This window comes from Pseudosporangium ferrugineum (assembly GCF_003002065.1).
In the GTDB taxonomy this organism is placed as follows: domain Bacteria; phylum Actinomycetota; class Actinomycetes; order Mycobacteriales; family Micromonosporaceae; genus Actinoplanes; species Actinoplanes ferrugineus_A.
Map to the genome: position 1 here is coordinate 34,800 of NZ_PVZG01000020.1, position 10,490 is coordinate 45,289.

10 protein-coding genes are annotated in these 10,490 nt (G+C 71.9%); 7 read left to right on the top strand and 3 right to left on the bottom strand.

Annotated features, from left to right (window positions below):
• Positions 1-41: 41 nt before the first annotated feature.
• Together CLV70_RS31490 and CLV70_RS39905 are read left to right on the top strand one after the other, a co-directional pair.
• A complete protein-coding gene (locus CLV70_RS31490; protein WP_106130270.1) occupies positions 42-2,051 on the top strand; it encodes an endo-beta-N-acetylglucosaminidase in 2,010 nt (669 codons plus the stop codon).
• A complete protein-coding gene (locus CLV70_RS39905) occupies positions 2,044-2,187 on the top strand; it encodes a hypothetical protein (protein WP_158277860.1) in 144 nt (47 codons plus the stop codon). Before CLV70_RS31490 ends, CLV70_RS39905 begins: the two co-directional genes overlap by 8 nt.
• Positions 2,188-2,250: 63 nt before the next feature.
• Here CLV70_RS39905 and CLV70_RS31495 read toward each other — a convergent pair whose 3' ends face one another.
• Entirely contained in the window at positions 2,251-3,315 is a 1,065-nt protein-coding gene (locus tag CLV70_RS31495; RefSeq protein ID WP_106130271.1) for a DUF5808 domain-containing protein, read from the bottom strand.
• A gap of 14 nt (positions 3,316-3,329) precedes the next feature.
• Complete coding sequence (locus CLV70_RS31500; RefSeq protein WP_106130272.1) at positions 3,330-3,773, bottom strand: GntR family transcriptional regulator; 444 nt, start codon at positions 3,771-3,773, stop codon at positions 3,330-3,332.
• 86 nt (positions 3,774-3,859) lie between these two features.
• Here CLV70_RS31500 and CLV70_RS31505 point away from each other — a divergent pair, with 86 nt between their 5' ends.
• Both CLV70_RS31505 and CLV70_RS31510 read left to right on the top strand, forming a co-directional pair.
• Positions 3,860-5,122 carry a serine hydrolase domain-containing protein gene (locus tag CLV70_RS31505; protein ID WP_106130273.1) on the top strand — a complete coding sequence of 421 codons (1,263 nt, stop codon included), beginning with the start codon at positions 3,860-3,862 and terminating at the stop codon, positions 5,120-5,122.
• Positions 5,123-5,187: 65 nt separating this feature from the next.
• Positions 5,188-5,505 (top strand): hypothetical protein, encoded by a 318-nt coding sequence (locus CLV70_RS31510; protein WP_146164223.1) that lies wholly within the window; start codon positions 5,188-5,190, stop codon positions 5,503-5,505.
• 85 nt (positions 5,506-5,590) lie between these two features.
• Here CLV70_RS31510 and CLV70_RS31515 read toward each other — a convergent pair whose 3' ends face one another.
• Entirely contained in the window at positions 5,591-6,529 is a 939-nt protein-coding gene (locus tag CLV70_RS31515; RefSeq protein ID WP_106130275.1) for a ketopantoate reductase family protein, read from the bottom strand.
• A 93-nt stretch (positions 6,530-6,622) separates the two neighbouring features.
• Here CLV70_RS31515 and CLV70_RS31520 point away from each other — a divergent pair, with 93 nt between their 5' ends.
• The 3 genes from CLV70_RS31520 to CLV70_RS31530 all read left to right on the top strand — a co-directional run bounded on the left by CLV70_RS31520 (position 6,623) and on the right by CLV70_RS31530 (position 10,482).
• Complete coding sequence (locus CLV70_RS31520; protein WP_106130276.1) at positions 6,623-7,192, top strand: TetR/AcrR family transcriptional regulator; 570 nt, start codon at positions 6,623-6,625, stop codon at positions 7,190-7,192.
• Positions 7,193-7,252: 60 nt separating this feature from the next.
• A complete protein-coding gene (locus CLV70_RS31525; protein WP_106130277.1) occupies positions 7,253-7,729 on the top strand; it encodes a hypothetical protein in 477 nt (158 codons plus the stop codon).
• A 128-nt stretch (positions 7,730-7,857) separates the two neighbouring features.
• A complete protein-coding gene (locus CLV70_RS31530) occupies positions 7,858-10,482 on the top strand; it encodes a S8 family serine peptidase (RefSeq protein ID WP_106130278.1) in 2,625 nt (874 codons plus the stop codon).
• Positions 10,483-10,490 lie beyond the last annotated feature (8 nt).

A 10,490-nucleotide genomic window follows, 5' to 3' on the forward strand; every position in this document is an offset into this window, starting at 1 on the left:
CAACTGCGTCTCGGTCCACCGGCGTTCGCGAGGAGACAGCCATGAGACCATCCCGCCTCCTGGTGCCCGTCGTCGTCACGATGGTGAGTCTCGCCGGTGCGGTGCCCGGTGTCCGTGCGGCTGTCCCGCCGGTGGCGCCGAGCGCGATGGCGTCGGGCGATCAGCCGTACGCCTCGTACTGGCATCCGAACACCATTCTGTCCTGGGACCCGGCGACGGATCCGGACGCCCGCTTCAACCGGGCCCGCGTTCCGCTCGCCCCACGTGCCTCGGACCCCGCGCTGAGAGCCAACCCGAACGCCCGCGCCGGGGAGGGCAGGATCGCCTCGCTCGTCTCCTTCGCCCCGACGTCGCGCAACCCGTCGCAGGGCTCGGCGGACCCCAGCTACTACGCGTTCTCGTACTGGCAGTACGTCGACACCTTGGTCTTCTGGGGTGGGTCCGCGAGCGAGGGTCTCATCCTGGCCCCGAACGCCACGGTCATCGATGCCGCCCACCGTAACGGGGTCAAGGTCTACGGGACGTTGTTCTTTCCGCCCACCGTCTATGGCGGCCAGCTGCAATGGGTGCGTGACTTCGTCCAGAAGTCCGGCAACAGCTATCCGGTCGCCGACAAACTGGTGCAGGTGGCGCAGCACTACGGCTTCGAGGGCTGGTTCATCAATCAGGAGACCGGCGGCGGCAATACCGCACTCGCCACCGAGGTACGCCGCGCGCTCACCTATGCTCGTTCGCGCGGACCGGTCGAGTTCATGTGGTACGACGCGATGACCGAGAGTGGCGCGGTGGCGTGGCAGGACGCACTGAACTCCAGCAACGATGCGTTCCTTCAGGACGGCTCCGTCCGGGTCTCCGACTCCATGTTCCTGGACTTCGGCTGGAACTCGAGCAAACTCGCGTCCTCACGCCGTGTCGCTCGCGGGCTCGGACGCAGCGAGTACGAGCTGTACGCCGGCATCGACACCGAGGCCAACGGCTACAACTCGTCGGTCGACTGGAATGCCGCGTTCCCGGCCGACCAGCCGCACGTGACCGGACTCGGCCTCTACCGCCCTGAATGGACATGGAAGTCGTCATCGTCGCGGGCCGATTTCTACCAGCGCGAGGCTCGGTACTGGGTGGGCCCCACCGGCGACCCTTCCAGCTCCGGCACGACCGCGCCCTGGAAGGGCCTGGCGACCTACGTCGCCGAGTCCACCCCGGTGGTCGCCAAGCCGTTCGTCACCACCTTCAACGCAGGACACGGTGACATGTACGCCATCGAAGGCGAACAGGTGGCGACGGGTGGCTGGAACAACCTGTCGTTGCAGGATGTGCCGCCCACCTATCGCTGGGTCGTGCAGTCGTCCGGTACGAAGCTGACTCCGAGCATCGATTTCTCGGATGCCTACGAGGGCGGCAGTTCCCTGCGGCTGTCCGGCCGGCTGGATGCCGCCAACACCGTGCGCCTCTACCAGACCCGGCTGCCCGTGAACGCGGACACCAGGCTGTCGATCGTCGTCAAGGCCCCCATGGCCGGCGCGGCAAGGGTGGCAGCGGCGGTGGCCTTCGCCGACGATCCCACCTCGTTCACGTACCTCGACATCGGCGCCACCGCCGGTACCGCCTGGGAGACCAGGGATCTCGACCTGTCCGCGTATGCGGGGCGCACGATCGCTCAGCTCGGTCTTCGCATCGCTGCGGACACCCAGGTCGACGCGTACTCCCTTCGGATCGGCCGGCTCGCCGTCCACGACGGCCCGGTGGCCGCCGTCGACGCGCCGTCCGGGCTGTCCGTGCTCGGCATGACGGACGTGTCGGCGATCCGCAAGTCCCTGCGGCTGGCCTGGAATGCGGCGGGCGGGCCCGTCCACCACTACGACGTGTTCCGTCGTGGTCCGGACGGTGGGCGCACGTACCTCGGTGGCACGACGAACACCGCATACTTCGTGGCACAACTCGATCGCGCCGGCGGCGAACTCAGGACCACCGTCGAGGTGGAAGCGGTGGGGGCCGAAGGAGGTCGATCCGCGGCCACCGGCACCGAGGTGCAGTGGAGCGACCTTGATTGAGCACACCCGCCACGCCGGCCCCACGGTCGGCGGCCCCTCGATCACCCGGTCCTCCGGCGACGGAGACCCGCCCGTGGTCAGCTCGGCCGGCTGCGGGCCGGGCTACGCCACCAGTCCCCGGGTCGACTCGCACTGAGCGGCGGTGGGGCGCGGCGTTCCTGGCCGCGTGGCGCCGTCGGGGAGAAGCGGCCGGAGAGGGCTAGCTCACGGTGATGACGGTGGTGATCGCGGCGGCGAGGGCGAGCACCACCGCTGCTGCCAGGAGGACGCGCGGGTTTCCGGCGTTCAGGGTCCAGCCGGTTCCGGTTCTGCTCGGTACGACCGCGGCGGGATCGTCGGGGTTGAGGTAGATCGTGCCGGCGGCGCGCCAGAAGCGGTCGTCGTCGCGGCGGAGGAGGCCGGTGGGTGGCTCGTCGGTGACGGTGGTGGGCAGGCGGGTGCCCGCGGGGCCGACGCGGACGAGGAGGTGGGCCCACACGGCCAGCGAGCCGAGGACGGGCGGCACGGTGGCCAGGGCGAACAGCCAGGGGGAGCGGTTGCCGGTCCAGAGGACGGCGGCGAGGCCGAGCAGCATGAGGTCGATCAGGGCGGTGCTGACCATGACGGCCCGCGCGATGGCGGTGAGGTAGCGCCGGTAGCGGGCGGCGCCGTCGCGGGGGCGGGTGACGTCGATGTCGGCGCGGGCGCGCAGGACCAGGGCGGTTGTCGCGGCCGCGAGGGTGGTGGCGAGGACCTGGGCGATCACCGGGCCGAGGGCGACGGGCCAGGTGAGGGCCGGGGGCAGGTGCGGGTAGCCGATGATGCCCGCGCCGGTCGTGCCGGCGATGATCACGAGCGAGGGGATCGCCCACGGCCACGGGAAGCGGACCGGGTCGGTGCGCAGCGAGGTGTCGGCGGCGATGCCCTGGCGGCTGTGTTCGTACCATCCGTGGTGTTGCTTGGTGTGGTTGATCGTGCGGTTGGCGCGGGCCCACAGGACCGCCGCGGTGGCGGTGAGGAGGATCGCGCCGACGGCGCCGGACACGGCAGTGCGCAGGATGGCGCCGGAGATCACCGCGAGGGGGGTGATCACGGCGGCGGCGGTGATCAGGCGGTGGGCGTATCGCCGGCGCTGGGTGACGATCTCCGGGGCGTTCGTCTGGTCGGGTGGCACGCGCACTCCGAAAGGGACGGTGGCCGCATTCAGCAGGGCGTGCGGCAGGAGGTACAGCACGGCGCCGAGTACCGCGGTGCTACCCAGGTTGACGACTGTGATGATCAGCATGAGGGGTGCCCGTTTCAGTCGGTGGTAGCTCGTGACGCGGTGCTGCCGGCGTCCGGGCGGGGCTCCGTCGTGGGCAGGTCCGAGAACCGGTCCAAGGTCGTACGGACGAAGCCCTGAATCTCTTCCCGGGAGAGCCCGCGGACGTCGGCCTCGGCGAGCAGCGTGCGGGCGCGTCGTCGCCAGTCGGCGGCGGCCTCGGCATCGGTGATGGGCTGTTTGACGCCCGGATGCACGATCGCGCCGCTCTTGCGGTTGACGCGGATGATCCCCTCCCGGCGCAGCAGGTCGTAGGCCTTGTTGACGGTATGGAAGTTGATCGCGAGGTCGACCGCCAGCTGCCGGGTCGAGGGCAGCGCGGCGCCCGCCGCCAGGTGCCCGTCCGCGATGGCTTCCACCACGCGGTCGCGGATCTGCTGATAGATCGGCGTCTCGCTGTCGAGGTCAAGGAGCAGCTGCACGCTAGCCATCATATCTGATATACATCTTATAGAACAGACGCCGGTCGCGGTCCTCGCGCCACGCTGTCGATCAAGGAGACGAGATCATGAGCCCTGCCCACCCGGCCGCCCCGACGAGCCGGCGCATCCTCCGTGTCGTCATGTCCGTGGCGGCGTTGCTGGCCGGTTCCGGAGTTACCGTCGCCTCCTCCTCCGCCGCCACCTCCCACTCGATCCCGCCGGCCGCCGCGCCGGCCGCCGGCTCCCTGCGCGACGTCGCCCAGCGGATGCTGGACATCGGCAACCCCGGTTACCTGGCCCGGATCAACGACGGCCGGCGCGTCTCCACCACCGCCGCCGGAGTCGCCGACCGTGCCACGGGCCGGGCGCTCCGCGCGGACGACCAGTTCGAGATCGGCAGCAACACCAAGACCTTCACCGCCACGCTGATCCTGCAACTGGTCGACAGGAAGGCGGTCCGGCTCGACTCGCCGGTCTCGGCGTACCTGCCGGGCGTCGTCCCCGGCGGCGACGACATCACCGTGCGCATGCTGCTCAACCACACGAGCGGCCTGTTCAGTTACACCGGCGATCCCGGGGTGTTGTCCCTCCTGCAGAACGACCCGCAGCACAACTGGACCGAGCAGGAACTGCTCACCGCCGCCTTCGCCCACCCGCCGACATCCGCCCCCGGCAAGATGTGGTCGTACTCGAACACGAATTACACCCTGCTCGGAATGATCGCGGAAAAGCTGACCGGCTCGAGCCTCGCCGACCTCGTCCGAGAGCGCATCGCCCGCCCGCTCGGACTCGAGGACACCTATTACGCCGACCCGCGGGCCACCGGCACCGGCCGGGGATACGCGCACGGATACGCGATCATCTTCGCCGGCGGCACCCCGGAATACACCGACTACACGGGTGCGAACATCGGCGGCTGGGCCGGCGCCGCCGGGGCGGTCATCTCCACCGCCGGCGACCTGTCACGCTTCTACTCCGCCCTTCTCAAAGGCGAACTGTTCTCCCGTACGCAGCTGCGCCAGATGAAGACCACGATCGCCCTGCCGCCCGAATTCCCCATCAAGGGCGGCTACGGCCTCGGGCTGATCGAGTTCGACACGCCCTGCGGCAAGGCCTGGGGCCACGGCGGCGACACCCAGGGCCACCACAGCACGACCGCGGTCTCCGGCGACGGCCGCCGCACCGCCGTCAGCGACAGCACCGGTAAGGCGAGCGACCTCGCACCCAACGACGGGATCACGCGCTGGATCACCGCGGAGTTCGCCGCCCAGAAGGTGGTCGTCTGCCACATGCTCGGCAAGCCGGTGCCGGATTCCCTCATCCGGGAGCTGCACGGCGGCGCATCGTGATCAAGGGGTCCGCTTGTTAGCATGCCCACAGTGGACTCAATCGTGTGATTACGGGGGTGATCAGATTGCGGAGAACGCTTATCGGATTGGTGGTGGCCGCCGGTCTCGGCACGGGCGCGGCGCTCGTTGTTCAGTCGCCGGCGGCTGCTTATGTCTACAACTGCTCGGCCTGGACCAACGGTGACGGCAACGTCGCCTATGCGCACTGCTCGTCGGGCACGGGCTCCTACCGGGTCCTCACCGACTGCGCGAACGTCGGCCGGGTGACCACGGTCGGCGGCCCCTGGATCACCCGGTCCTCCGGCGACGGGGACCCGCCCGTGGTCAGCTCGGCCGGCTGCGGGTCGGGCTACGCCACCAACCCCCGGGTCGACTCGCACTGAGGCGACGGCGCTTCGGTCTTGAGCCGGGCCAAGGCGACCGGCGCTGTAGCGACGGACCACAACGAGGGTCGGCAGGCGTTGCTGGTTATGGCGTTCCTTCCAGGAGGGGTTCCGCCGCTTCCAGGCGGGGGGCCGCGATGCCCAGCCGCCGGGCCTCCGCCAGGGCGTCGCGGCAGATCTCCCGGGGCTCGTGGGCTTCGGGGCCGGAGTGTGCCTCGAAGCTCACGCGCAGCAGCGTGATGTGGGCGGTCAGCCAGGCGAGGGCGGGGGCGGTCAAGCGGGCGGGTGCTCGGAGCGGCAGCACGTACGCGCGGTGGCGGCGTAGGTCGATGCCGCGGGCTTCGATGACCGGCAGGAGTTCGCGGGCGGTCAGGAGCGCCTCGCGGAAGGCGGCCGTCGAGCCGGGGAGCGCGGCGAGGGAGCCCAGTCGCAGGCCTTGGGAGTGGATGCCCGCGTTGAGGGCGAAGTGGAGCCACAGCCAGCCGCGGAAGTCGGGTTGTTCCCGGGGGCGGAGGCCGGCCTCGCGGAACGCCCGGCGTACCGAAAGCTCGCGGTCTGTCGGGGGTTGGCCCAGCGTGCCGAAGAGGACCGTGGGCAGGAGGTTGCCGCGGAGGACGCCGTCGGGGTCGAAGCCGCCGCCGGCTTGGGGGGAGCCCCAGGCTGTCCGGTCGGCGGGGAGGGTGCCGATCGCGGTCAGGGGCTCGGCCCAGAGGTTGCCGAAGATCAGGACGGTGGCGTTGCCGAGGCGTGGGGCCAGGAAGGCGGTCGCCTCCGGGAGGCTGTGGTGCGGCAGGCTGAGCACGATCAGGTCGAAGTCGTGGTCCGGAGCCAGTTCCTCGCGGTAGCGCACCGGCCACTTCTGGACGACGCGCCGCCGGAGGCGGCGCAGGTCGAGGTCGATGGTGTTCCCGTAGGTCGCCGCGCGGCCCGGGCGGACGTAGAACTCGATCTCGTGTCCGGCCTGTTCCAGGGCCCAGCCGTAGATGGTGGCGATCGCGCCTCGGCCGAACATCAGGATCTTCACGCTGCACCTCGTGGGCTACGATCGATGTGGAGGCAATCTCCACTTAACCCGAGAAGATATGGAGACGATCTCCATTTGTCAACGAGGTAGCGCATGACCGCCGACAAGCCGCTGCGTGCCGACGCCCGGCGCAACCGCGAGGCCCTGATCGCCAGGGCCCGGGAGCTCTTCGACTCGGGAGACTTCTTCGACCTGCGCTTCGACGACTTCGCCGCGCTGGCCGGGGTGGGCGTCGGCACGCTCTACCGCCATTTCCCCACCCGGGAGGCGCTGGCCGAGGCGGTCTACCACCACGAGGTCGCCACCCTGTGCGACCGCGCCCGGCACCTGCGGGCCACGCTGCCCGCGGACGAGGCGCTGGCCACGTTCCTGCGGGGCATGGTCGACCACATCGACGCCCACGAGGGCCTGGCCCGGACGCTGGCCACGCTCATGGCCACCGGCTCGGGCGCGCTCGCCGAGGGCAGCCGGGCCCTGGAACAGGCCGTCACCGACCTCGTGGCCGCCGCCGTGGCCGGCGGCGCCGTCCGCGACGACGTGGGGGCGGGCGCCGTCATGATGGCGCTGCACGGCATCGGCGCGGCCCACGACCGCCCCGATTGGCGGGCCGAGGCCGACGGGGTCATCACCCTCGTCCTGGACGGGCTGCGCCGGCCGCGCTGATCGCGGGTCCCGTCCGCAACGGCGGGGCCCGGGGGTGCGCGGCCGTCGTACCCTCGCGGCGTGGATCTCGCTCTGGCTGTCCTCATCGCTCTCGCGGCGTTCTACGCCGGCGCCGTCACGCTGCTGGTCGTGGCGCGCACCGCCTCGGTGCGGGCGGCCCCGGCCGCGGCCGCGCGGGTCGCGGCCGTGGTCGGCGCGGCCTTCCTGCTGATGGTCCTGGTCGCCCACGTGGCGTATCCGGCGACGGTGGCGCTGGCCGTCGTCCTCTCGTTCGCCGCCGCGCGCCGGGTGCTGGTCGACGACCTCGGACCCCGCAGGGCCGCGGTGACCGGCGCCGTCGCCGCGCTCCTCATCGGCGCGGCGTTCCTGTTCGTCGCGTATCTCGCGGTGCTGGCCCTGATCGGCGCCCTGGGGGTCTACCGGCTGCTGCGGCTGCGGCTGCGTACGCGCCCGGCGCTGGTGGTCATGGGCGGCACGCTGGGCGGCCTGCTCGCGGCGGCGGCTGCCACCTTCGCGGCGGCCCTCGCCACCATGTGACCCGGGGTCACCGCCACGGAGACCCGCGCGTACTCCGGCCGGGGTGATCCCGGCGGCACGACTTTCGGCCGAGGGGGTCCGTCCTCAGGGGGAAGCTGTCCCGCATCGACGTCGGCCATGCTCTGCCGATGTTCGTTACAAGATCATTGAGCCGTCGCCGGGCGATCTCCGGCACGGCGCTCGCCGCGGCCGTCGTCCTGACGGTCACGTCCGGCGCCGCCACCGGAACGGCGGCGACGGTCACCAGGCCGGCGGCCGGTGCCGCCCGGACCTTCACCCTCATCACCGGGGACACGGTGACCGAGGCGGGGAACGGCGCGATCGGCATCGTGCGCGGACCGGGCCGCTCGGCCATGCGGTTCGTCCATCACCGTACGGCGGACGCGCACTACGTGATCCCGGTGGACGCCGTCCCGCTGATCGGCTCCGGGCGGGTGGACGCGCGGCTGTTCGACCTCACCCGGCTCCGGCGCGACGGCTACGACGACCGTGGCGGCGCGGAGTTGCCGCTTCTGCTCGAATCGAAGACCGGACCCGCGGTCGCCGCCCGCGCCCGGGTCACCGTGGCGCGGGAGCTGCCCACGCTCGGGTTGACGGCGCTGCGGACCCGTGCGGCGGACCGCGGCAGGCTGTGGCGCGCCGCGGTCGTGGACGGCGGGACGAACCGGGTCTGGCTGGACGGCAAGCGCCGCGTCGCCGACGACGTCAGCAACGCGCAGATCGGCGTGCCGGCGGCCTGGCAGAAGGGGCTCACCGGGGCCGGGGTGCCGGTCGCGGTGCTCGACAGCGGCATCGACGCGAGCCATCCGGACCTGGCCGCACAGGTCGCCGAGTCGGCGAACTTCACCACCGACGAGGGCATCGACGACCACGTCGGCCACGGCACCCACGTGGCGTCGATCCTGGCCGGCACGGGCGCCGCGTCGGCGGGGAAGTACCGGGGCGTGGCTCCCGGCGTACGGTTGAACGTCGGCAAGGTCTGCGGTTCGGAATTCTGCTCGGAGTCGGCCATCATCGCCGGGATGCAGTGGGCGGCGCCGCGATCGCGGGTGATCAACGTCAGCATCGGCGACTGGGACACGCCCGGCCTCGATCCGGTCGAGAAGGCGGTCACCGACCTGACCGCCCGCTACGACAGCCTGTTCGTCGTCTCCGCCGGCAACGACGGCGAGAGCGGCAACTCCGACGGCACCATCAGCTCGCCCGCGGGCGCCGACGCGGCCCTGGCCGTCGCGGCGGTCGACTCCGCGGACCGGATCGCCGACTTCTCCAGCCGCGGGCCGCGCGTGGGTGACGCGGGGCTCAAGCCGGACCTCGCCGCGCCGGGGGTCGGCATCGTCGCGGCCAGGGCGGCCCACAGCGACACCGACGAGGGCCCGGCGGACGGCTACACCGCCATGTCCGGTACGTCGATGGCCGCCCCGCACGTCGCGGCCGCGGCGGCGATCCTCACCGGACTGCACCCGGACTGGACGGCGGCCCGGCGCAAGGAGGCGCTGATGGGGTCCGCCGCGTGGCTGGACGGCTTCGGCGTGCTGGAGCAGGGTGCCGGCCGGGTGGACGTGGCCCGGGCGATCACCCAGGAGGTGACCGTCGACGGCGGCAGCCTGAGCTTCGGGCGGCAGGCGTGGCCGCACTCCGACGACAAGCCGGTGACCAGGACCGTCACGTACCGCAACGCCGGGGCGAAGCCGGTCGCCCTGGCCCTCGCGCTGCACCCCGCCCGGCCCGGGTTCAAGCTCCGGGCGCGCACCCTCACCGTGCCGGCCGGCGGCAAGGCGTCCACCTCCCTGACCGTGGACACGCGGGTGCCGGGCCCCACCGGGGTCCAGGACGGCTACCTGCTCGCGACCGGGCCCGGCGGCGTGCAGGTGCGCACGCCGTACGCGGTCGACAAGGAGGTCGAGAGCTACACGGTCAAGCTCGACTACCGCAACCGCGACGGCTCCCCGGCCGGTGACGTGGCGACCATGCTCGAGGGCCTGGACGTCCGGTCGTCGTGGTTCGAGCTCGGCACCGTCTCCTCGATGACGTTCCGGCTGCCGCGCGGCACGTACGGCCTGGCCGGCTACGTGTTCCGGGGCCGGGACACGGAGACGGAGGCGGACGACGAGGCCTCGGTCCTGGGGCAGCCCGCGCTGCGGGTGGACCGCTCCATGACGCTGACCATGGACGCCCACAGGGCCCGGCCGATCCGGGTGACCGTGCCGCGGCGCGATGCCGGTCAGCTCTGGGCCGGCATCTACCTGCGGTGGAAGAAGGTGGACAGCGGCGTGGACCTGCCGTCGTTCGCGATGGCGGCGATCGGGACCGTCGGCTCGCGCAGGCCCGCCCCGGACTTCGTCACCGTTCTCTCCGGTACGTTCGCCCGGCCCGGCCGCAACAGTCCGTACCTGTACGAGCTGTACCTCATCGAGCGGGGCATCGTGCCCGGCGGATATCGGCGTGCCGTGCGGGACGCCGACCTGGCCACGGTGGACGCTCACTACTCCGCGGAAGCCTCCGGGGCGGTCGGCGCGCGGTCGTGGCAGGGGACTCTCGGCGACAATCCGAACTGGACGGGCTACTCCGGTGAGGCGACGTTCGACATGCCGTTCCGGCGTACCGAGCACGTCAGCGTCGACCGCGACCTGCGGTGGGGCACGCAGGTCGTCGCCGAGTCCGAGGCCGGCGCGTCCTCCGTGTACGGCGAACCACGGACGTATCCCGCGGGCCGGGTGACCACCGAGAGGTGGCGGGTCGGCGCGCCGTAGCGACGGCC

Excerpts from the sequence above, each read along its gene's own strand:
- CLV70_RS31505 (WP_106130273.1), top strand. The coding sequence starts at position 3,860 with ATGAGCCCTGCCCACCCGGCCGCCCCGACGAGCCGGCGCATCCTCCGT.
- CLV70_RS31495 (WP_106130271.1), bottom strand. The coding sequence starts at position 3,315 with ATGCTGATCATCACAGTCGTCAACCTGGGTAGCACCGCGGTACTCGGC.
- CLV70_RS31530 (WP_106130278.1), top strand. The coding sequence starts at position 7,858 with ATGTTCGTTACAAGATCATTGAGCCGTCGCCGGGCGATCTCCGGCACG.
- CLV70_RS31520 (WP_106130276.1), top strand. The coding sequence starts at position 6,623 with ATGACCGCCGACAAGCCGCTGCGTGCCGACGCCCGGCGCAACCGCGAG.
- CLV70_RS31490 (WP_106130270.1), top strand. The coding sequence starts at position 42 with ATGAGACCATCCCGCCTCCTGGTGCCCGTCGTCGTCACGATGGTGAGT.